Source organism: Polaribacter litorisediminis (assembly GCF_019968605.1).
Taxonomy (GTDB): Bacteria; Bacteroidota; Bacteroidia; order Flavobacteriales; family Flavobacteriaceae; genus Polaribacter; species Polaribacter litorisediminis.
This window is the reverse complement of the sequence record NZ_CP082966.1, coordinates 1-22,866: the sequence shown is the minus strand read 5'-3', so window position 1 is coordinate 22,866 and position 22,866 is coordinate 1. Positions and strand designations below refer to the sequence as shown.

The 22,866-nt window shown below is 31.1% G+C and carries 19 protein-coding genes; 4 read left to right on the top strand and 15 right to left on the bottom strand.

The features are described from left to right. Positions 1-8: 8 nt before the first annotated feature. A complete protein-coding gene (gene dnaG / locus K8354_RS00095; RefSeq protein ID WP_223444374.1) occupies positions 9-2,036 on the top strand; it encodes a DNA primase in 2,028 nt (675 codons plus the stop codon). Between the two features lie 545 nt (positions 2,037-2,581). Here the strand turns inward: dnaG and nadE are convergent. Beyond that, positions 2,582-3,370, bottom strand: coding sequence for an NAD(+) synthase (nadE, locus tag K8354_RS00090; RefSeq protein WP_223444372.1), 789 nt, complete (start codon positions 3,368-3,370; stop codon positions 2,582-2,584). 60 nt (positions 3,371-3,430) lie between these two features. Here nadE and gldB point away from each other — a divergent pair, with 60 nt between their 5' ends. Continuing rightward, a complete protein-coding gene (gene gldB / locus K8354_RS00085) occupies positions 3,431-4,390 on the top strand; it encodes a gliding motility lipoprotein GldB (protein ID WP_223444369.1) in 960 nt (319 codons plus the stop codon). Continuing rightward, positions 4,390-4,722 carry a gliding motility protein GldC gene (gene gldC, locus K8354_RS00080; RefSeq protein WP_223444368.1) on the top strand — a complete coding sequence of 111 codons (333 nt, stop codon included), beginning with the start codon at positions 4,390-4,392 and terminating at the stop codon, positions 4,720-4,722. Before gldB ends, gldC begins: the two co-directional genes overlap by 1 nt. 3 nt (positions 4,723-4,725) lie before the next feature. Here gldC and folK read toward each other — a convergent pair whose 3' ends face one another. The 12 genes from folK to K8354_RS00020 form a co-directional block, all read right to left on the bottom strand. Continuing rightward, positions 4,726-5,853: a 2-amino-4-hydroxy-6-hydroxymethyldihydropteridine diphosphokinase gene (folK, locus tag K8354_RS00075; protein ID WP_223444366.1), complete on the bottom strand. Its 1,128-nt coding sequence runs from the start codon at positions 5,851-5,853 to the stop codon at positions 4,726-4,728. Between the two features lie 512 nt (positions 5,854-6,365). Beyond that, positions 6,366-6,542, bottom strand: a complete 177-nt coding sequence (locus tag K8354_RS00070) for a transposase (RefSeq protein ID WP_223444364.1) — start codon at positions 6,540-6,542, stop codon at positions 6,366-6,368. A 61-nt stretch (positions 6,543-6,603) separates the two neighbouring features. Next, on the bottom strand, positions 6,604-7,176 hold the full coding sequence (locus K8354_RS00065; RefSeq protein WP_223444362.1) for a hypothetical protein: 573 nt from the start codon (positions 7,174-7,176) through the stop codon (positions 6,604-6,606). Positions 7,177-7,180: 4 nt separating this feature from the next. After that, complete coding sequence (locus tag K8354_RS00060) at positions 7,181-8,383, bottom strand: ABC transporter permease (protein WP_223444360.1); 1,203 nt, start codon at positions 8,381-8,383, stop codon at positions 7,181-7,183. 38 nt (positions 8,384-8,421) lie between these two features. Beyond that, complete coding sequence (gene rbfA / locus K8354_RS00055; protein WP_223444358.1) at positions 8,422-8,814, bottom strand: 30S ribosome-binding factor RbfA; 393 nt, start codon at positions 8,812-8,814, stop codon at positions 8,422-8,424. Positions 8,815-9,040: 226 nt separating this feature from the next. Further along, a complete protein-coding gene (locus K8354_RS00050; RefSeq protein WP_223444355.1) occupies positions 9,041-9,334 on the bottom strand; it encodes a FoF1 ATP synthase subunit delta/epsilon in 294 nt (97 codons plus the stop codon). 10 nt (positions 9,335-9,344) lie between these two features. Next, positions 9,345-10,853 (bottom strand): F0F1 ATP synthase subunit beta, encoded by a 1,509-nt coding sequence (gene atpD, locus K8354_RS00045; protein ID WP_223444353.1) that lies wholly within the window; start codon positions 10,851-10,853, stop codon positions 9,345-9,347. 161 nt (positions 10,854-11,014) lie between these two features. Next, positions 11,015-12,367 (bottom strand): OmpA family protein, encoded by a 1,353-nt coding sequence (locus tag K8354_RS00040; protein WP_223444350.1) that lies wholly within the window; start codon positions 12,365-12,367, stop codon positions 11,015-11,017. A gap of 114 nt (positions 12,368-12,481) precedes the next feature. Continuing rightward, positions 12,482-13,675, bottom strand: a complete 1,194-nt coding sequence (gene kbl, locus K8354_RS00035; RefSeq protein WP_223444348.1) for a glycine C-acetyltransferase — start codon at positions 13,673-13,675, stop codon at positions 12,482-12,484. Positions 13,676-13,723: 48 nt separating this feature from the next. Beyond that, a complete protein-coding gene (locus K8354_RS00030; protein ID WP_223444346.1) occupies positions 13,724-16,852 on the bottom strand; it encodes a UvrD-helicase domain-containing protein in 3,129 nt (1,042 codons plus the stop codon). Between the two features lie 301 nt (positions 16,853-17,153). After that, a complete protein-coding gene (locus K8354_RS00025; RefSeq protein ID WP_223444344.1) occupies positions 17,154-17,990 on the bottom strand; it encodes a ZIP family metal transporter in 837 nt (278 codons plus the stop codon). A 1-nt stretch (position 17,991) separates the two neighbouring features. Continuing rightward, positions 17,992-18,642, bottom strand: coding sequence for a metal-dependent transcriptional regulator (locus K8354_RS00020; RefSeq protein ID WP_223444341.1), 651 nt, complete (start codon positions 18,640-18,642; stop codon positions 17,992-17,994). A 107-nt stretch (positions 18,643-18,749) separates the two neighbouring features. On the opposite strand from K8354_RS00020, the gene K8354_RS00015 reads away from it, so the two are divergent. Next, positions 18,750-20,993: a TonB-dependent receptor gene (locus K8354_RS00015; protein ID WP_223444339.1), complete on the top strand. Its 2,244-nt coding sequence runs from the start codon at positions 18,750-18,752 to the stop codon at positions 20,991-20,993. A 462-nt stretch (positions 20,994-21,455) separates the two neighbouring features. Here the strand turns inward: K8354_RS00015 and K8354_RS00010 are convergent, their stop codons facing one another. Next, positions 21,456-21,995 (bottom strand): hypothetical protein, encoded by a 540-nt coding sequence (locus K8354_RS00010; protein ID WP_223444337.1) that lies wholly within the window; start codon positions 21,993-21,995, stop codon positions 21,456-21,458. Between the two features lie 181 nt (positions 21,996-22,176). Further along, positions 22,177-22,746, bottom strand: coding sequence for a hypothetical protein (locus K8354_RS00005; RefSeq protein WP_223444335.1), 570 nt, complete (start codon positions 22,744-22,746; stop codon positions 22,177-22,179). Positions 22,747-22,866 lie beyond the last annotated feature (120 nt).

Genomic DNA, 22,866 nt, shown 5'->3' with positions numbered 1-22,866 from the left:
TATAACAAATGATATCTAGAAGTACCATAGACCGAATTTTTGAATCTGCTAGGGTAGAAGAGGTTATTGGTGAATTTGTGCAACTAAAAAAAGCAGGAAGTAATTTTAAAGGATTAAGTCCGTTTACAGACGAAAAATCACCTTCTTTTATGGTGTCTCCAGTAAAGCAAATCTGGAAAGATTTTTCTACCGGAAAAGGAGGAAATTCTGTTTCGTTTTTAATGGAGCATGAGCATTTTTCGTATCCTGAAGCTTTAAAATGGTTGGCTAAAAAGTACAATATAGAAATTGAAGAAACCGAACAAACCAGCGAAGAAAAAGCTCAAATGAATGAGAGAGAAAGTATGTTTTTGGTTTCTAATTATGCCAAAGAATATTTTCATAATTTAATGCTAAACACCAATAAAGGAAAAGCAATTGGGTTAAGTTACTTTAAAGAAAGAGGCTTTACAGATGAAATTATCACAAAATTCGATTTAGGATATTGTCTCGATGAATGGGATAATTTCACAAAAACAGCTTTAGCAAAAGGATATGATTTAAAATATTTAGCGGCTACAGGATTATCGATTGTAAAAGAAAATAGACAATTTGATCGTTTTAAAGGAAGGGTAATGTTTCCTATTCATTCCATGTCAGGAAGAATTTTAGGTTTTGGTGGAAGAATTTTAACAGCAAATAAAAAGGCAGCCAAATACTTAAATTCTCCAGAAAGCGATATTTATCACAAGAGTAAAATTCTATACGGAATTTATCAAGCCAAAAAAGAAATTGCCAAACAAGATAATTGTTATTTGGTAGAGGGTTATACAGATGTTATTTCTTTTTATCAATCAGGAATTGAAAATGTGGTAGCTTCTTCAGGTACCGCTTTAACCGCTGACCAAATTAGATTGGTAAATCGATTAACAAAAAATATTACAGTCCTTTTTGATGGCGATGCTGCCGGAATTAGAGCTTCTATACGCGGAATCGATTTAATTTTAGAGCAAGGAATGAACGTTAAAGTGGTTCAGTTTCCGGATGGTGAAGATCCAGATAGTTTTGCAAAGTCGCATTCTGATCTAGAGCTAAAAGAATATTTAGAGAATTCTACAACAGACTTTATCAACTTTAAAGTATCACTTTTATTAAAAGATTCTAATAACGATCCTATTAAAAAAGCGACTGTTATTAGAGATATTGTTACCAGTATTTCTAAAATTCCAAATGGTATTCAACGTGAAGTTTACGTGCAAGAATGTTCTAGAATCATGGATATTTCAGAGCGGGTCTTGTTTAGTGAATTGGCTCAAATATTAAAAAAAGAATCTTTTCAGAAAAAAAAGACACAAACAAATGCAAATACCAATTACAACCCTAACATAGATCCTAATGAGCCACCTCCAGAATACTTTCAAGAACAAGAACAAGCGGCAATGGGTCTTATTAAAGGAGGACGAGTGCCTTCTCAGAAAATTGACGAACTTTCTATTTTAGAACAAGAAATTATTAGGATTTTAGTTTTGTATGGTAATGAAAAAGTTGATTTTACGGAAGAAATTGTTGAGGTAGATGAAGAAGGGAAGGAAACTATTTCTTTAAGAAAATTTGAGAATACTGTGAGCTCCGAGATTTATTTGCATTTGCATGATGATGAAATTGAGTTTTCGAATGCCGTTTTTCAAGAAATTTATGTAGAAATGATTCATCAATTAAATCAATCAGAAAAATTAGATATGAATGATTTTACCAGTCATGAAAATTCAGAAATTACCACAATTATCACTTCTATTTTAATGGATAAAGAAAACCCAAAGATGCAATTAAGTAATTGGGAAAGTAAAAATATAGAAGTAAAAACGGCTATTGACGTGCTACCCAAAGCTGTTACAGATGTAATCTTTAACTTAAGAAGAATTTTAATTGGTAAAAAAATTGAGGAGTTGATGAAGGAAGCTATCGAGAATCAATCTAAAAATATAGATTTAGAAATGATAAAAAACTATACAAGTCTTAAAATGCGCCTTTTCGAAAAATTGAATAGAGTCGTATAATGCCAAATTAATCCTGTAAAGCCACAATAAATCGTTTCCTTTTCCCTTGGCTTTTATCAAAAAAAAACTACAACTCAGACCATGATTCTTGTTGATTAATTTTAATGAATCAAAAAAATAATTTATTTTATAACCACTACATTATAAAATAAAATTGTATAAATAGTTGTTTACTAACACATTCTTGTTCTTTATTAATAAAGAAATAAATTTTATATTTTTTTACCCTATTTTTTATCGATTCATCAAAATTATACAAAAAAACCATTTTATTGGTCTAAATAATTTTAAAAATAGATATTTTTTTGTTTCTTGCACTACGAAACAAGAAAAGTATTATGAAAAGAATATTACAAATTTTAAAAATTATTCAATTGTTTCTTTTTCTCCCTTTTGAAATTAATAAAGGCTCTCAAAGAAGGGCGTATATGAGGATTAAAAAAATGATGGTTTCTGCTAATTTATTATAAGAATCAACAGAAGAAGAAAATTAAAAATCCCTTAACTATAAAAGTTAAGGGATTTTTAATGGAATAAGAACTCATTTATTTTATTTCATGCGGTATTTCGCAAACAGGAATTGGCTTCATTTTATGCTGGTTCATCCTATTTAATCTGCTGTAAAGTACAAATACTTCTTGTTCTCTGTCAGAAAAATCATCTGCAGTTTTGCCCTGTTCTTGCATATTCATAGCCCACTCTAATTCATCATAAGAAGCACCAATTTGATCTTCATCGGTTCTATTATCTCCCCATAAACCATCCGTTGGAGCAGCTTCAATAATTTCTTGATGAACCCCTAAATATTTTGCAATTTCATATACTTCTGATTTCATTAAATCGGCTATCGGACTTAAATCAACACCTCCATCTCCATATTTTGTATAAAACCCAACACCAAAATCTTCTACTTTATTTCCTGTTCCAGCAACTAAATATCCATGCAATGCAGCAAAATAATATAAGGTTGTCATACGCAAACGGGCTCTTGTGTTTGCTAAAGACATAAAACGACTTTCTTCACTTTCTACAGCGGGTAACGCAGCAATTAAACTATCAAAAACTGGCGTTAAATTTACTTCTGTTTTAGAAACATTTGTAAATTTTTTTTGCAACCACTCAATGTGGTTTTCTGCTCGTGATACTTGTTTTTTAGATTGATGTATTGGCATTTCTAAACACAAGAGAGGTAAGCCTGTTTTTGCACACAAGGTAGAGGTTAAAGCAGAATCTATTCCGCCAGAAACGCCAATAACAAATCCTTTTATGTTTGCATTTGTGGCGTAGTCTTTTAACCAATTTATAATGTATTCTGCTGTTTTTTCTGTATTCATTGACAAACTATTTTAGTATTTTTATCGTTCTTTAAATGGATGTACTAATATACAAATATTATGAGATTTTTATTTGCGTTTTTAATGGTTTTACCCCTCTTTTTTTCATGTTCTGATAAAAATGAGACCAATATTGATTTTTCAAAAATTAATGTCGATTTTTCTGTAAAAAGATATGATATAGATTTTTATACTGCATCAAAAGAAACATTACCAATTGTTAAACATAAATATCCGTATTTATTCCCAGAAGCGTTTATAGATAGTTTAGCGCTTTTAAAAATTAACGATTCACTAGAGCAAGAATTATTTACCGAAACCCAAAAGGTTTATAAAGATTTCTCATTTCAGGAAAGGCAAATTACCTCACTTTTTAAACATATAAAATATTACAATCCGCAGTTTAGAGCGCCCAATGTTGTTACGATGTTAACAAATATAGATTATAATAGTCGCGTTATTTATGCCGATAGTTTACTGCTTATTTCTTTGGATGTTTATCTCGGAGAAAACCACCCATTTTATGCAGATTATCCGAAATATATTAAACAAAATAATACAAAAGAGCATCTTGTAGTTGATGTTGCAAATGCTTTAATTGATCAGCAAGTCTATCCTTTAAATACTAGAAGTTTTATTGCTAAAATGATTTATGAAGGAAAAAAAAAATATTTATTAGATCTTTATATACCATCAACTTCTAACCAAGAAAAAATGGGGTATTCTCAAGATAAACTAAATTGGGCGGAAGCTAATGAAGAAGAAATTTGGACGTATTTTATTGATCAAAAATTATTATTTAGTACCGATACAAAGTTAAATTTACGGTTTTTAGAAAACGCACCCTTCTCGAAATTTTACAAAGAACAAGATAATTTATCTCCTGGTAAAATTGGTGTTTGGATGGGGTGGCAAATTGTAAAATCTTATATGAAACATAATAATGTATCTTTACAAGAATTATTAAAAACGAGTGAAGAAGAAGTCTTCAATAAATCTAAATATAAACCCAAAAGGTAATGGCAGTAAAACATACTTCAGAAGTTAAATTTAAAATTGGTTTAGACGAAAATAAAGTTCCCGAAGAAATTTCTTGGACGGCAATAGATGGTGGTATTGATACAGAACAATCTAAAGCAGTGATGATTTCCGTTTGGGATCATAAAAAGAAAGATACTTTACGTATGGATTTGTGGACCAAAGATATGCCAATAGATGAAATGAAACAGTTTTATCATCAAACTTTAGTTGCCATGGCAGAATCGTTTGAAAGAGATACAGATGACTCTAAAATGGGGGCTACTATGAAAGATTTTTGTGATTATTTTGCTGAAAAGTTAGTGCTGAAATAGTTTTTAAGAAGATTTTTTAATTTGACGGATTATAGCGTTATAGTCTTCTATATTGTCTACAAAATCAAGTTCAGAAACGTCAATAACCAACGTATTTAAATTTTGTTGGGTGCTTATAAAATTTTTATAACCATCATGAATTTTTTGTAAATACCCAGCTTCAATATTTTGTTCATAATCTCTACCACGCTTTTTTATATTTTCTAATAACCGTGCTGTATTCTGGTATAAATAGACGTATAAATCGGGTTTTGTAATTTCTTTGTACATTAAATCGAACATTTTTCTGTAGAGTAAATATTCATCTTTTTGAAGTGTAATTTGAGCAAATATCAACGATTTGAAAATGTAATAATCCGATACAATAAAGTTTGTAAATAAATCTAATTGCGCTAAATCATCAGATAATTGGTGATACCGATCTGCTAAAAAACTCATTTCTAACGGGAATGCAAATCGTTCTTTATCTTCATAAAACTTTGGCAAAAACGGATTTTCTGCAAACCTTTCTAAGATAATTTTCGCATTAAATTCGTTCGAAATCATTTTAGATAATGATGTTTTTCCTGCACCTATATTTCCCTCAATAGCAATATAATTATATTTCTCTGTAATCGGAACAGGTCTTATTAATTGTGCGTCAATTTTAGAAATTTCAGCAGAATCATTGCAATTTAGCAAGCAAATAGAAAGCGGTTTTTTTTCTATGGGATGAATTATGGATTGCGCAATTTCAACTAAAGGAATTAAAACAAATTTGCGTTCTAACATCTTTGGATGCGGAACCGTAAGTAATTTAGAGAAAATAATTTCATCATCAAATAATAAAATATCTATATCAATATTTCTATCGGCATAGCCGCTAGAATCTTTTCTTTTTCTACCTAGTTCTATTTCTATATTCAGAAGGATTTGCATGAATTGTTCAGGTAGATGATGCGTTGAAATCTTTAAACAAATATTAAAAAAATCATCGCTATCAAATCCCCAAGAAGCAGTTTTATAAACAGAAGATATTTTATTAATAGAATTAACTTGATCAGCAATTAAATCAATTGCATTCTGAAGGTTTACAAGCTTATTTCCTTGATTGCTGCCTATTGATAAATATACTACGTGATTAATTTTCAATTAAATAGTGGTTAAAGAACCTCACAAGTTACAAAAATCTGTGAGGTTCGTGAGGTTTTTTAAGCGTATGCAAAGAAACAAAAAAGCACAAAAAAACCGTCAACTTATAGCAACGATTTTAATATCAATTTAAAAAAATAATGCGATACACTTTTGGAATAACAAAAAAGTTAAAGCCTTGAGATTTTTTCTTAAAAATCTATTTTCTAGTAGTTATCCAAGATATGGAACAAATTTTAGCACCTCGGAAGTAGATTGTCTAATTTTATGAGATAATGTCTATATTTAATAAAAGTTCGTAATACTTTGAAAAAAGGACCTAGCAAAGAGCTAAAGTTTAAATGAATCTAGTAGGAGTTATTGCCAACGGACGGTTTTATAGGCATTGGTTATTGCGTGGCAGGTTTATATTAAACTAGACATTTCACCCATCTTTTTTATATAAAATGTTGCATCTCGGAAATCCATCCCTAAGTCATATAACCCTATAATTTTTTATGATAAATTTTCCTCTAATATCGTTTGCTTTTTTTGATGATTTCTGGCTCAAAACTATTATTTCTATCTGTTGGAATTTGAATTTCAAAAGTACCTAAACCACTTTTTATCGTCTTTTCTTTCTTTTCCATTTCCCTTGTTTTTCTCTTATGAGTCGTTCTAAGATGAATGATTTTCCATCTATGCTTCAAAAAATTTTTTATTCAGACAGCGTTGAGTTTATAGTCTCTAACAATAAATAAATTAGATTTCTTACCTTTTCAAAATTTTAAAAGAACTTACTATTTCCTGAAAATCTACAATATATTTATTAAAATCATTCTCTTTGGCTAAACATGAAATTTTATAAACATCACCTTCATAAAAATAATTGACTGAAAAATTTTCATAATGAACACCTAATATATTTGATTTAAATCTCAATACTGTATAATCACCGTACTTTTCATGATTTAATTTTGTTAGAAAAATTTCTGGATTCCCAAAATTCTTATTAATTAAATTGATAGACTTCGTCGTTAGGTCATCAATATTTTTTACACCCTTAAAAGAACCAAAAATATTTGGTCCGAAGATATTCACTACCGTAGAATTAGACGTATTACCAATACTTAAATTTTCTTTAGGAGCATAGACTAAACTGCAGTGTATGTCATTATATGCAAACCAATTATTTGGTAAATTAATAGAATATCCATTTTGAAGAGCATCTAAATTTTCTGTAATTTCTTTATTCTTTTCGCATTTCACAACTTGATTATAGGAAACACAACTTGTAATTAAATATATAAAAAATACACAAATTAAATGTCTATCAACCTTCATCAACCTACCTTTCTATAAATTCTTGAGAAATTTTACTACTAGCTATTTGGGCTGCAATAAACCCTAAAATAGTGATAGTTGAAAAAACAATGAGTAGATTCGTAAATCGAAACTCTACAGGATACGGCAAATCTTCCATAATCATCAATAATCCGAACTTATTTTGGAGAAAAACTAAAAGTACGCCGAGTATCAATCCAACAATCATTCCGCTAAAGGTTAGCAAAAAACCCTGAAGGATAAATACATTTTTAATCTCTGTAACCGTAGCTCCTAAACTGTGCAAAGTTTTTAAATTCTCTTTCTTATCAATGATCATCATGATAATGGTTCCACTTACATTAAATAGTGCAATAATTACGATTAATGTGAAAATAAGGTACGAAACAAAGTTCTCGGTATTAATTACTTTATAAAAAACTTCATTTAATTGCTCTTTCGTTTGTACTTTATACGCCTCACCTAATGCTATTTGAAGTTCATTTGCAACTTTATCTGAATCTGAACCCTCTAACAATTTTAATTCTAATGCGGTTACTTGATTTTCTTGAAATTTTAATAAATCTTCAGCTTGTTGCAGCGTAACAAAAACAAATTTACTTTCGAATTCTTCCGTACCTGCATATAAACCAATAATTTGAACATCAGATTTATAAAATGCATTTAAAGGATTGATAAAACCAACACCAGGCTTTGGTACCAGAATCGACAAAGGTTCTCCGAAACTTCTAACTCCTAAAGAAAGTTTTCTAGCAATTGTTCTGCCCACAACGGCTGTATTTGTGTATTCTTGATCTAACCAATTACCAACACTTAAAACTTCATCTATGCTCGTAATTTGAGTATAATTTTCTTCAACTCCCTTAATATAAGCAATTTCATTTTTATCATTATACTCTAAAAAAACATGTTCTTCAATAATTTTAGAACTAGCTTCTACGGCGCTATTTTCATTAATAATTTTAAAAATATCATCAGTAGCAACAAAAGATTTTCCCTTTACCGCTGAAATTTTAATATCAGGATCAGAGGCATCTAATAAATTATAGCTAAAAGTTCGCAAACCTGAAAATCCTGAAAGGATAATAAATAACACTAAAGAACTGATAATAACAGCGATGGATGCAATTATTGTAATAATATTTATTGCATTATTACTTGTTTTGGTAAATAAATATCTTTTGGCTATGTATAGCGGAAAATTCATAAGCTCATTTTCGCTTGGTATGACGAGTTAAATAGGTATTATCTTTTTCGTCTTGGTAGCACTGCTGGGTTCTTTATTGGATTTTCGTCTTCACCCTTTAAAGATTTATCAATCTCTTCTAAATAATCAAGAGTATCATCACCAAAAAATAATAATTCTGGCATTCTACGCAATTGATTACGCGTACGTTTTGCCATTTCATATCGAATTGTAGCCGTATTAAATTGTACTCCTTTTATTATCTCAGCTCTATTTTCTGACGGAAAAATACTCAAATATACTTTAGCAACTCCTAAATCTGATGTAACATGTACTTTAGAGACAGAAATTAATACTCCTTTCATACCATCTTGTGCGGCCTTTTGCAACACATCTACCAAATCTTTCTGCAAGACTCCTGCAATTTTTCTTTGTCTATTTGTTTCTTCCATACTGCAAATTTACGATATTTTTATAGAGTGTAAATTTTATTTTTAATAGCATACAGCGGCAAATCAACTCTGTTTTTTACGTTCAGTTTTAGCAATAAATCATTTCTATAATCCTTATAGCTTTTAGCATTAAACTTACCTTTATTCCTATAAAAGTACTTGATTAAAACAAAAAATCTCAAAACAATTACTTGTTTTGAGATTTTAATTTAATATTTTGATTTTATTAATCCGCTAAAATAATCGCTTTATTATCATTTAACTCTAGCGTACCAGAACTAATTTGTAGAGTTAAAATTTTTGCGTCATCAATATGTGGAATTAATTTACCATTTAATTTTTCTAATTTTAAATGCTGTTGGCTATGAACATGAATGTTTACAACACCTTTCTTTAAAATAGAAACCACTGGCGCGTGATTATTTAACATTTGAAACTCTCCGTTTACACCCGGAACAGATAAAGAATCTACCTCTGATGAAAACAATATTGCTTCTGGTGTTACAATTTCTAAAAACATATCTTATCTTTTAAGCCTCAGCTAACATTTTTTCTCCAGCATCAATTGCATCTTGAATTGAGCCTCTTAAGTTAAATGCAGCTTCAGGATATTTATCTAATTCACCATCCATAATCATATTAAATCCTTTGATAGTGTCTTTAATATCTACTAAAACTCCTGGAATACCTGTAAATTGTTCAGCAACATGGAAAGGTTGAGATAAGAAACGTTGTACACGTCTTGCTCTATGAACCACTAATTTATCTTCTTCAGATAATTCTTCCATACCTAAAATGGCAATAATATCTTGTAATTCCTTATAACGTTGTAAAATTTCTTTTACAGCTGTTGCAGTATTATAATGTTCATCTCCTAGAATTTCTGCAGATAAGATTCTTGAAGTAGAATCTAAAGGATCTACCGCTGGGTAAATACCTAACTCTGCAATTTTACGAGACAAAACTGTTGTTGCATCTAAATGCGCAAAAGTTGTTGCTGGTGCTGGATCTGTTAAATCATCTGCCGGTACATAAACAGCCTGTACAGATGTAATAGAACCTTTTTTGGTAGATGTAATACGTTCTTGCATTGCTCCCATTTCTGTTGCCAACGTTGGTTGATATCCAACTGCAGAAGGCATACGACCTAATAATGCAGAAACTTCAGAACCTGCTTGCGTAAATCTAAAAATATTATCGACAAAGAAAAGTACATCTTTACCTTGTGCTTCTCCTGCTCCATCTCTAAAATATTCAGCAATCGTTAAACCCGATAAAGCAACTCTTGCACGTGCTCCAGGTGGCTCATTCATTTGACCAAAGACAAATGTTGCTTTAGAATCTTTCATTCCTGGCTTATCTACTTTTGATAAATCCCATCCGCCTTCTTCCATAGAATGCATAAAATCATCACCATACTTGATAATGCCAGACTCTAACATTTCACGAAGTAAATCGTTTCCTTCACGAGTTCTTTCTCCAACGCCTGCAAAAACAGACAAACCACCGTGTCCTTTTGCAATATTGTTAATCAACTCCTGAATCAAAACTGTCTTTCCTACTCCAGCTCCTCCAAACAATCCAATTTTACCTCCTTTTGCGTAAGGCTCAATTAAATCGATTACTTTAATACCTGTGAATAAAACCTCTGTAGATACAGAAAGATCTTCAAATTTAGGTGCAGATCTATGAATAGGCAAACCATTCTTACCTTCTTTTTTTAAATTTCCTAAACCATCGATTGCATCTCCAGTAACGTTGAATAAACGACCATAAATATCATTACCGATTGGCATTTGAATAGGACTACCCGTAGCAAATACTTCTACTCCTCTACTTAAACCATCTGTGGCATCCATAGAAATTGTTCTAACGGTATCTTCTCCAATATGCTGTTGTACCTCTAAAACTAAAATAGAGCCATCTGCTTTTTTAATTTCTAGAGAATCGTAAATCTTAGGAAGTTCGCTATCTGTATTGAATTCAACATCAATTACTGGTCCAATAATTTGAGAAACTTTACCTGTTATTGTAGACATTGTGTATCTAATTAAAATTATTATTTAGTTTTGAGATGTATATCTCATTTTCAGGTTGCAAAGTTACTTTTTTTGGTTGGAATTAAAAAAGTTTTTTTAACTAAAAAAGTCTCATCGAATTGATGAGACTTTTTATATTTAACTAGTGTAGTAAAAAGCTACTAGTTTGTTACTTTAACTTCAACTCTTCTATTTTGTGCTCTTCCTGCGCTTGTATTATTAGGCGCTACAGGATTTTCTTCACCAAAACCTTTTACAGTTAATCTTGAAGCATTAATACCATTATTAATTAAAAAGTTTCTAACCGCATTAGCTCTTTTGTCTGATAACCTTAAGTTTAAAGCCTCAGAACCTGTGCTGTCTGTATAACCTCTAACTGCAAATTCAGATTTAGGATATTCATTTAATACCTCTAACATTCCTTCTAAAATTACAGTAACTCCAGATTTAAAATTAGCTTTACCTGTATTAAATAAAATGTTTTTATCGAATGCAGTTATACCTAATTCAGCAAATTTAGCAGCATAAGAAACTACAGGACAACCATTATCAGAAGCTGAACCAGCTTCATTGATACATTTATCATCTTTGTCTAAAATACCATCTCCATCCGTATCTGGCCAAGGACAACCACCGTTTTCCGCATCACCTGAAACTGAAGGACACTTATCATCTTTATCTACTACTCCATCTCCATCAGAATCTGGACAACCTTTGTTAGCTTTTGTACCTGCTTCATTTACACACATATCATCTTTATCAGCAACACCATCTCCATCAGAATCTGGACAACCGTTCATAGCTGCTAATCCAGCAACATTAGGACAAGCATCATCAGAATCTTTAACTCCATCTCCATCTGCATCAGGACAACCGTTGAATTCCTTTAAACCAGCAACTTCAGGACAAGCATCATCTTTATCATATACCTCATCTCCGTCTGTATCTTTACCTCCAAATTTAACGATTACACCAACAGAAGTTTGATAATGCGTTCTAAATTTCTCATCCAAATGTCTTTTTGATGAAGCTTGAAAACTCAAACCTAAATTATCATTAAACCAAGTATTGAAACCTATACCAAAATTTAACGCACCTCCATCTTGTTCACCAAAAGTCACGTAACTAGCTCCAATATGCATAAAAGGATCAAACCAACCCGTTTCACCCACTAATCTATTAATATCATATTTCACTGCTGCGTCTATAGACCAATATAATAAATCTGAATCATTGGCTCTCTCTAACCATTCCATTTTATTCATAGAACCCGCTAATTGTAAAGAAAATCCTTTTTTAAAATATCTTTCAACTGTAATTCTTGATATTGTAGGAAGTATATTCCAATCTTCAGTATTTACCCAATCAGCCAAATCTATCCCTGGTGCATTGTAAACATCTATAGCATTAACGCCTGCGCTTATCGCCCAACGGTTATTCTCATCCTGCGCGCTTATGTTACCAACGGCTACAAACGCAAATAAAGCCATCACAGCTAATTTTAATCGTTTCATTATCAAGTTTTTAAATTAAAAGTTCGTTATTGCAATGACAAAAATAAAATCTTCCGTCATTAATACAAAGACAAATCTACAAAATATTCATAAAACAGCAAGTCTTTATCAATTTTAAATAACCTTCAAGTCTTTACCAACTGCTATAAATGCTGAAATTGCTTTATCTAAATGCTCCTTTTTATGCGCTGCAGAGAGTTGCACCCTAATCCTAGCCTTTTCTTTGGGTACAACAGGGAAAAAGAAACCAATAACATAAATACCTTTTTCTAATAATTTATTAGCCATCACTTGAGAAAGTTTTGCGTCGTATAACATTACAGGCACAATTGCGGCATCAGCACCAACCAAATCAAAACCTGCTTTTTCCATTTCTGTTCTAAAATAATTTGTATTCCATTCTAATTGATCTCTTAAAGAAGTGTCATCAGAAATTAAATCAAAAACTTTTAAAGAGGCTCCTACAATTGCTGGCGCTAATGAATTAGAGAACAAATAAGGTCTTGAACGCTGGCGTAAAATTTCGATAATTTCTTTCTTACCTGTTGTATATCCACCCATTGCTCCTCCTAAAGCCTTGCCTAAAGTTCCGGTTACAATATCAACTCTATCCATTACATTTTTCAACTCTACAGTTCCACGACCCGTTTTACCAATAAAGCCAGTAGCATGGCATTCATCGACCATAACTAGGGCATCATATTTATCTGCTAAATCACAAATCTCATCTAATTTCGCTACAATTCCGTCCATAGAAAAAACACCATCAGTAACAATAATTTTAAACCGATGATTTTGTTTGTTCGCTTCTATTAGTTGCGCCTCTAAAGAAGCCATATCATTATTATCATATCTATAACGTCCTGCTTTACATAAACGAACGCCGTCTATAATAGAAGCGTGATTTAAACTATCTGAAATTATCGCATCTTCTTTTGTTAGTAAGGGTTCAAAAACGCCACCATTCGCATCAAAACAAGCTGCATATAAAATAGTATCTTCTGTATGATAGAATTCTGCAATTTTTTCTTCTAATTGTTTATGAATATCTTGAGTACCGCAAATAAAGCGTACTGAAGACATTCCGAAACCATGAGAATCTAACGTGTCTTTTGCCGCCTGAATTACCTCTGGATGATTTGACAACCCGAGATAATTATTAGAGCAGAAATTAATTACTTCTTCCCCAGAAGAAATTTTTATCATTGCATCTTGTGAAGAGGTGATGATTCTTTCTGATTTATACAAACCTGCTTCTTTTATTTCTTGAAGCTCTTTTGTTAAAATATCTTTAATTTTTCCGTACATTTTCTATTGATTTAAGAAATACAAAGTTACAAAGTTTAATTTTTCTGATTATACTTCAACAGCATCAATTTCTTTATGCATATAAATTAACATTTTTTTAATCACCTTAAACTTCATCGAATTTAAAACTCTTTCATACCTTAATAATTGTTGATCATGCTCATTTGATCGAATTCCTGTTTTGTAATCAATGATTACCACTTGATTTTTATCCGTAAAAACCAATCTATCTGGAATTAAAATTTGATTATCTACGTCTACTATTTCTCGTTCCGTGTATACAATGATATCCTCAGAAAAATAGCTCGCTAACTTTGGATGCTTCACAATTGAGTAGATTTTTTCTTTAATTTCTTCAGATTGCTTCTCATTTAAAAATCCTTGTTGATGAAACTGCTCCACAACCTTTTCAACATCATTTATAGTCATAATCTTCGATAAAATTTCGTGAATTAGATTCCCGAAATTAATAGCTTCTCCCTGCATCGTATCCCATAATTTTGAAGCACCAGCCAATAAAACGAGATCATGCTCTTGCCAAGGACTGGAGATGAATTTTTCATGAATTTCCGCAACCGACTGCAATCCTTCTTTTTTACTAGCTCTTTTTGCATCACCAAAAGAATAATCAAGTATATCATTATCCCAAAGATGAAGTTGTATTAAATAATTGATAAAAACACCTGAATAAAATTTAGTATCTTCTATTCCTTTTGCTGAAATTTTCTTTTCAGTAATAATATGCAATTGCTCTACAGCTCTTGTTAAGGAAACATATAATAAATTAAAATTATCTAATTCTAATTCTTCTCTTTGTTGGTTAAAAACTTTTAAACCTGTTGCATTTACATGGCTTAATTCTTTATTGTAAGGCAGTAATAATTCTTTAAAATTATCATAATTCTCTGGCAATTCATCTATCCAAACTTTAGGATTTATTTGTCTGTAAATATCTACATCACAAGGAAATATTACCACAGGAAATTCTAATCCTTTCGATTTATGGATCGTCATTATCTGAACCGCATTCGCACTCTCTGGTGCCACAATACTTAAACTATTTTTTTTGAGCTCCCAGAACTCTAAAAACGCAGCAATATCAATATTTTTTCTTTGTTGCTCTAAAACAACGTCTAGAAAAAATTGTATGTACGCATCTGAAGAATTCATCAAATTAAAACTCCTTATAATTTCTTCAATTTTCTCATAAAATAGTAGTTGATGAAAATTGGAAATCTCAAATGAAATTCCGTATTTTTTTAAAGCTTCAAAAATAGTTTGATTGTCTGTTTTTGCGAACTCTTTAAAAAAGGTATGTTTTGAATTTTTAATTTGTAGATGGTCTTGCAAAAAATAAAGCATCTCAAACCGAGTTTCCTCATCATTCGGATTTTGTAAAACTTTTAAAACATCTACAATAAAGCAAACTTTAGTACTATTTTGCAATAGCAAAGTTTCTGATGAAATAATATCAATTCCGTTTTCTGACAAGTAATTTGCAATCGCAACACCATCGGCTCTTTTTCTTGTGAGAATACAGATTTCACCCAAAGAAAAGTCGTTTTTTAATTCGATTATTTTCGCTAAAACTTTCTTCGGATATTTTATTTTTTCATCCTCCTTTTCATCTTCCTTTTCAAGAAATGAAAGTGAAACAAAGCCTCCTTTCTTAGTGTTTTCTAGTTGATTATTTCCTTCTAAAAATAAGTTTTTGTAAGATTTATTTTGAAGAAAATTGGCCGTATGTTTAAAAAACGAATTATTAAAATTAATAACTTCGGCATAACTTCTAAAATTGGTTTCTAAATTTTTAATTTCTTTGTGTATCGCAAAAGGGTTTTCTAGATCAGAACCCAAATCTATAAACTGCTCTGCTTTACCTCCACGCCATCTGTAAATTGCTTGTTTTCCGTCACCAACCAAGAGCAAATTACCATTTTCTTGCGCCAAAGCATTGTCAATTAACGGAATTAAATTTTGCCATTGCAATACAGATGTGTCTTGCATTTCATCAATAAAATAATGCTGAAAACGTTGCCCAATTCTCTCATAAATAAAAGGCGCTGGTTGCTCTTTTATATTGTCTGAAATTAATTGATTAAACTCTGCATTTAATCTAATATTATTTTCTTCCTTAATATTCTCTAACTCAAGGTTAATATTATTTAAAACCGCTAAAGGAATGATATTTTTTAAGGTTAGTTTATTCATTAAAAACTTACTATAAATTCCTTTCGATTTTTCAAATAAACTTATAATTTCGGGTACAATGCCTTCTATACTTTGTGCCACCGAACTTGAGGTAGATTTTGAATAATATTGATGCTGATCAATGGCTTTTTGAACCGTTTCACTTCTTATTAAATACGTAAAATCAAATCCTTTAGCATTAATATCTGCAAAGAATTTAGGTATGGTTGCCCGCATAAAATCCTTATGTTCAATATCATGACTAGCAATTAACCCCAAACAATCTTCGCCAACTTTTTTAAAATCGGTTTTTAATTCCTTTTGATGGATAAATAACTTAGACTTTAGATTCGTAAAATCATCTAATTTTTTAGTAGAAAGTTCTCTAAAATATTTAATATCATCTTCGTTTAAAAGTACTTTAGCAAACTCATTTAAATCTCTAGAAATATCCCAAGATTTATCATCATCTATTTTATCTAAAGAATAATCTATCAGTAATTTTGTGAGTTTGTTATCGGTTCCTATTTTAGAAATTAAAATATCTACCGCTTGATTTAATAATGAAATAGCATCCATTTCTAACTCAAAATTGAGTGGTAATCCTAAATCATACGCAAAACTTTTGATAATTTTATGGGTAAAACTATCAATTGTAGTAATTGAAAATGCCGAATAATTTTGTAAAATTGCATGTAATATTTTCTGACTTCTTTCTTGAATTAAATCCTTATCAACCTTAATTTCTTGCAAAATAATATTAAGTAATTCATTTTCTTTTCCTTCGGAAAAATCTTCTAAGCTAGACAATACACGCTCTTTCATTTCACCAGCCGCCTTGTTGGTAAAAGTGATTGCTAATACTTTCTGAAATGCAAAAACATTATTAGAATTTAATAATACCTTTAAATATTCTTTGACAAGCGTAAATGTTTTTCCACTTCCGGCAGAAGCGTTGTATACTTGAAAAGTTGAGAGTTGTTGCACAGCGTTTTTTTTAAGACACGAATTGCACGAATTTACACAAATAAACTTAAAATTTAGTCTGAGTTTTCATCAAAAATATTTACACAGCGATTTGTATTTATAAAAATTTCACAAAGACGCGCATTCGCAAAAAAAAACAAGCATTTTTTTTCCCTTTGGGGAAATTAAAATCCCATCCTAACCTTCCCAAAGGGAAGGAACAATTGAGGAATGGTTGAAAAAAAACTATTTCTAGAATAAAAAAGAGCGCAAAAAATTAACACACGAGTGCTTTCCCCTTTGGGGAAATTAAAAAGGACTATTACCCAAGCCCTACATCCAAAGACATCATCACAATAAAACCACCAATAAAACCAAGCGTAGCAATATCTGTATATTTATCTCTTTGCGTTTCTGGGATTACTTCTTCTACCACTACAAAAATCATCGCACCTGCTGCAAAAGCCAAAGCATACGGTAAAATTGGAGTAAAAAAGGAAACTGCTAAAGCTCCTAAAACTGCAGCAATCGGCTCTACAACAGCAGACAATTGACCGTACCAAAAACTTTTTAACCTGCTAACTCCTTGTCTACGAAGTGGCATCGATACTGCAAAACCTTCTGGAAAATTCTGAATTCCGATTCCGATTGCCAAAGAAATTGCCGCAATAATCATTTCTGTTTGCTCCACCCCAACTAAAGTAGAAGCTGCACCAAAAAGAACACCAACAGCCAAACCCTCAGGAATATTATGAAGTGTAATTGCAAGCACTAAAAGCGTTGTTTTATGCCATTCTGTTTTAACACCTTCTGCTTCATCGATTTTAAAATTGATATGTAAATGGGGTAAAATTTTATCCATTCCGAAAAGTGATAACGCTCCTAAACCAAAACCAATTGCCGCTGGTAAAACTTTCACAAAACCTTCTCCAGGACTGTTATCAATGGCTGGCGCAAGTAAACTCCAGAAACTTGCAGCTACCATAACACCTCCCGTAAACCCTAACATTCCGTCTAAAACTGCTCTGTTGGCTTTTTTAAAAAAGAAAACCAAAGCGGCACCTGCAGCAGTTAATCCCCATGTAAAAAGCGACGCAAATAATGCTGCCCAAATAGGGTTATCTTTGGCATATTCTACCAATTGATTAAATATATTCATCTTACTTTATATATAAATTGTTTGCTATTTTATTGGATATTGATAATTCTCTATGTGCTATCTTAATCAACATCGAATTATCAAAAGGTTCTTTACCAATTACATGAATCTCCTGGCCTAGCGCAATTTCTTGTTTGTCTAAAAATTGTAGAAATTCTGATGATGAATCATGAACACCAATGCAAATTCCGCTTTCCTTAATTTTTAAGGTTGATAATAATCTTTTTTCAATTTGATTATAATCGCCATTTTTATCGGGAATAGGATCTCCATGAGGATCTCTTTCAGGGAAACCCAAAAAAGCATCTAACTGATTAATTAATTTTGGAGATTTTATATGTTCTAATTGCTCTGCAACTTCATGTACTTCATCCCAAGAAAAATTTAATTTTTCAACTAAAAAAACTTCCCAAAGCCGATGTTTACGAACCACATTTGCTGCCGTTTTTTTTCCTAATTTCGTTAAAGTGACTCCTTTATATTTTTTATAAATTAAAACTTTTTTATCAGATAATTTTTTAATCATATCTGTTACGGAAGAAGCTTTCGTTTCTAATTTTTCTGCAATCGCATTGGTGTTAATTACTTTATTCGTTTCTAACTCTAAATGATAAACGGCTTTTAAATAATTCTCTTCAGAAAATGTAAACATTTGTGCGTATTTAGTGCTACAAAGATATACTTTTTATTTTTATAAAAATATATTTTTAGTCTAGTCTAAAAATAATATTATATTTGTCAAAAATAATATTTAATAGCATGAAAATACTCTTCAAATTTATCTGTTTTTTATTTTTAGGAATTGCATCAATATATGGACAAACAAATAGCATTGCTGGTAAAATAACATCGAATGGACAGGTGATACCTTTTGTAAATGTATATTTACAAAACACTTCATTAGGCACTGCAACCAATGAAAATGGTTTTTTTGAGTTGAAAAATATTCCAAACGGAAAGTACATCCTTATTTTAAGCAGCGTTGGTTTTAACTCGCAGAAAATGATAATTTCATTTTCTGGAGGTGAAAAATTAATAAAAAACTTTATTCTAGATGAAAACAGTGCTCTAGAAGAGATTGTGATTTCAGGAACTTTAAGACCTGTAATAAAATCTAACAGTCCGGTTCCTGTTGAAGTATATCGTGAAACATTTTTTAAGAAAAATCCTACACCTTCTATTTTTGAATCTTTGCAAAATATAAATGGAATTCGTCCACAATTAAATTGTAATGTTTGCAACACAGGAGACATTCATATTAATGGTTTAGAAGGCCCTTATACTTTTGTTTTAATTGATGGAATGCCCATTGTTAGTGGACTTTCTACAGTATATGGATTAACAGGAATTCCGCAATCGTTAATAGAAAGGGTAGAAATTGTAAAAGGTCCTGCTTCTACTTTATATGGGTCTGAAGCTGTTGGTGGCATCATCAATATCATCACTAAAAAACCTAGCAATACCCCCATTTTATCTACGGATGTGATGACTAGCTCATGGGGTGAAGTAAATACAGATATTGGTTTACGCTATAAAGCTTCAGAAAAAGTTCAAGGTCTGTTAGGTATTAATTATTTTAACTTTCAAAATAGAATTGATAATAACAACGATAATTTTACAGATTTAACGCTTCAAAATAGAATTTCCATTTTTAATAAGATTAACATTAAAAGAAAAAACAATAAAGTTTTTAATATTGCTACTAGATATATGTATGAAGATCGTTGGGGAGGAGAAATGGAATGGCAACGACAATTTAGAGGAACAGATCAAATTTATGGAGAGAGTATTTACACCAATAGATGGGAAACTTTTGGAACTTATGAGTTACCAACATTTGAAGATATTAGTTTTCAGTTTAGCGCAAACGGCCATTATCAAGATTCTTTTTATGGAAAAGATGCATACGATGCGACACAGTTAATTGGTTTCGGACAATTTGTTTATAACAAAAAAATTGCAAAAAAACACGATTTTCTTTTAGGTGTAGCCTATCGATATACGTTTTATGATGATAGCACCTTTGCTACTTTAGATGAAAATGGAACGGCGAACAAACCTGCAATATCTCATTTACCAGGTATTTTTTTACAAGACGAAATTGCTCTGAACAATCAAAATAAATTATTATTAGGAACACGATGGGATTACAATAGTTTGCATGGAAATATTTTTTCACCAAGGATTAATTACAAATGGAATTCTAAAGATAATTCAGATATTTTTAGAATTAGCATTGGTAACGGGTTTAGAGTTGCCAACGTTTTCACAGAAGACCATGCAGCCTTAACAGGCGCAAGAGAAGTTGAATTTGATGGTGAATTACAGCCAGAGACTTCTTGGAATGCGAATATAAATTATGTAAAAAAAATAACTACAGAAAATTTTTATGTAACCTTAGATGCAAGTGCTTTTTATACCTATTTCGAGAATCGTATTTTACCCGATTATGAAACAGACACAAACAAAATTATCTATGCCAATTTAAATGGCTTTTCAGTTTCTAAAGGACTATCTTTAAATACAGATATTATCTTTACAAACGGACTGACCATAAACGCCGGCGCTACTTTAATGGACGTTTCTATTACTGAAAATAGCATAAAAACAAGACAAATATTAACGGAAAGCTTTAGCGGCGTTTGGTCTATTTCTTATAAGTTTACTAATAATTTTTCTATGGATTATACAGGCAACGTATACGGGCCCATGCGATTGCCTCTTTTAGGAGAAAATGACCCAAGAGCGGCAAACTCACCTTGGTTTAGTATTCAGAATATTCAATTTACAAAAAAGTTTACGAAGAGTTGGGAAGTTTATGGCGGTATCAAAAACATTTTAAACTTTACACCACCTGCAAATAGTATTAATGGAGCCGACAATCCTTTTGATATTGGAATAGACACACAACAAAACCCCGAATTAGCTTTTGATCCCAGCTATATGTTTGCCTCCAACCAAGGAATTAGAGCTTTTTTAGGAATCAGATATACCCTATTTTAGATAAAAAAATCGAAGCTGCCATTCTTTTTTTCAATTTTCAGCAATTTTTTCGCAATCGGGAAAAAACTTATTGAAATTTTTCTTTTTTTAATTAGAAAAGCTACATCAACAAAAAACTAGAACATTTTTTCTATTGTAAAGATTGATGAAAAATTTAATTTGTAATGAAACAAAATAAATTTAAATACAAGGAAATCATTCGTATTTTAAAATGAAGCACTGTAATTTATTAAAATAATTGAAGAAAAGGAAATTGGTCTTCTAGGTGAGAAAATTATATAAGTCTTGAGGCATTAAAACAGAAAATAAAGAATTGCTAAAAGACTTTATAAATACTAGCATTAGTGTAATACTGCTACCATCTTAAATTCAAAATTCTTGATTTAATTAATAGCATAAACAAGGAAAACACAAACTATATTAAATAAAACCCCGAAAACGACTAATTAACTAATTAACGAACTAATGTTTCACATTCCACAATCTACGCCTACCATTTTCCCCACCTAAATTGAAGCGATATACAATACCTACAGAAACAAATTGATGCGAAGGTTGACTTTCAACTCCTGCATAATTAAATCTTTGCATTAATTCACCAGTTAACCCAAATCGTCGATAAACCCAGAGTGTTCCACCAACTCCCAAATTTAAGGTTGTAGCAGTATTACCCCGAGCACTGATTAAACTTCCTCCTAATAAGACATAAGGAGAAATTATATTTTCTGAAGTTCCAAAATCATATCTTGCTGCCCATTGAACTTGAACGTCGTCTCTAAACGTATCTATTTCGTATCTAGGAGATTCCTGTAACGCTATACCAAACGAACCAGATATAGTCAGGTTTTTAGCAACATATCTTGCAACAGTAAAATGCGGAAGCATTTCTACCCACCTGTAGCCGACTGCGGAAGAAGGAGTACCATATTTGGGATTATAATTTAAAATCCCACCGCCAATACTTACCGCCCATTTATTGTTGTTATCTTGACCTTGTATCATGATTGTCAAAAACAAGAAAAGAGCGAAAATATATTCCTTTTTTAAATTTTTCATATGGGGAATGGTAAATAATTGCATTCTATTTTTTTTACAAATATATCGTTTTATTAAAAAAAAAAAAGATAATAACACACTTTTTCTACTGAATGTCATAATTTTAAATTAAAAAAAAATAAAACTACTAAAAGCCCCTTGGCCCTCGCCTACTATTTATCCTGCTAAAATTGTATACAATACCTCCAGATCCATACACATGAGAGGGTTGAGCGCTGTCTCCAGAAAAATGATACTTATAGATTAACTGAGCATTTAAACCAAATCTTTGCGTAATCCAAAATGTGCCACCTGCACCAAAGTTTACCGTTGGTCGAATATTCTTAGCATCAACGATACTTGCACCTACTAAAACATAAGGAGAAAGTCTCTTAAAAAAGAAAGGAGAAAATACATTTTCTGCGGTACCAAAGTCATATCTCATTTCACCATCAAAGGTTGAATATTTTTTAATAGGGTCTATAGTTGTTGAAAATGATCCGGCAATAATTATATTTTTGAACACATACCTTGCAATCGATATTCTTGGAACTTGAGGGGAATATCGATATCCCACAGATGAGAAATCTTTTTCAGCGTAAATTACTGCTCCAGATCCTATACTTACGGCCCATTTATGATCTCTATCCTGACTTTGAAGCACTGCTATTGAGAAAATAAATGAAACAAAAAAACAAGTTTTTTTGAGATTATTCATAATTAGCTTTTTTTTACAAATATATTAAACTATCCATAAAAACCTCACGATTGACCTTTTAATTTAAATTTACAACTTAAATAGCAACTATTTAATAATAAGCCAAGAACATTACAAATA

Coding starts and splice junctions, on each gene's coding strand:
- K8354_RS00020 (WP_223444341.1), bottom strand. CDS start 18,642: ATGTTTACATTTTCTGAAGAGAATTATTTAAAAGCCGTTTATCATTTA.
- K8354_RS00060 (WP_223444360.1), bottom strand. CDS start 8,383: ATGAATTTTCCGCTATACATAGCCAAAAGATATTTATTTACCAAAACA.
- K8354_RS00015 (WP_223444339.1), top strand. CDS start 18,750: ATGAAAATACTCTTCAAATTTATCTGTTTTTTATTTTTAGGAATTGCA.
- gldC (WP_223444368.1), top strand. CDS start 4,390: ATGGCAGTAAAACATACTTCAGAAGTTAAATTTAAAATTGGTTTAGAC.
- dnaG (WP_223444374.1), top strand. CDS start 9: ATGATATCTAGAAGTACCATAGACCGAATTTTTGAATCTGCTAGGGTA.
- kbl (WP_223444348.1), bottom strand. CDS start 13,675: ATGTACGGAAAAATTAAAGATATTTTAACAAAAGAGCTTCAAGAAATA.
- rbfA (WP_223444358.1), bottom strand. CDS start 8,814: ATGGAAGAAACAAATAGACAAAGAAAAATTGCAGGAGTCTTGCAGAAA.
- atpD (WP_223444353.1), bottom strand. CDS start 10,853: ATGTCTACAATAACAGGTAAAGTTTCTCAAATTATTGGACCAGTAATT.
- gldB (WP_223444369.1), top strand. CDS start 3,431: ATGAGATTTTTATTTGCGTTTTTAATGGTTTTACCCCTCTTTTTTTCA.
- K8354_RS00050 (WP_223444355.1), bottom strand. CDS start 9,334: ATGTTTTTAGAAATTGTAACACCAGAAGCAATATTGTTTTCATCAGAG.
- K8354_RS00040 (WP_223444350.1), bottom strand. CDS start 12,367: ATGAAACGATTAAAATTAGCTGTGATGGCTTTATTTGCGTTTGTAGCC.
- K8354_RS00065 (WP_223444362.1), bottom strand. CDS start 7,176: ATGAAGGTTGATAGACATTTAATTTGTGTATTTTTTATATATTTAATT.
- K8354_RS00005 (WP_223444335.1), bottom strand. CDS start 22,746: ATGAATAATCTCAAAAAAACTTGTTTTTTTGTTTCATTTATTTTCTCA.
- nadE (WP_223444372.1), bottom strand. CDS start 3,370: ATGAATACAGAAAAAACAGCAGAATACATTATAAATTGGTTAAAAGAC.
- K8354_RS00010 (WP_223444337.1), bottom strand. CDS start 21,995: ATGATACAAGGTCAAGATAACAACAATAAATGGGCGGTAAGTATTGGC.
- K8354_RS00025 (WP_223444344.1), bottom strand. CDS start 17,990: ATGAATATATTTAATCAATTGGTAGAATATGCCAAAGATAACCCTATT.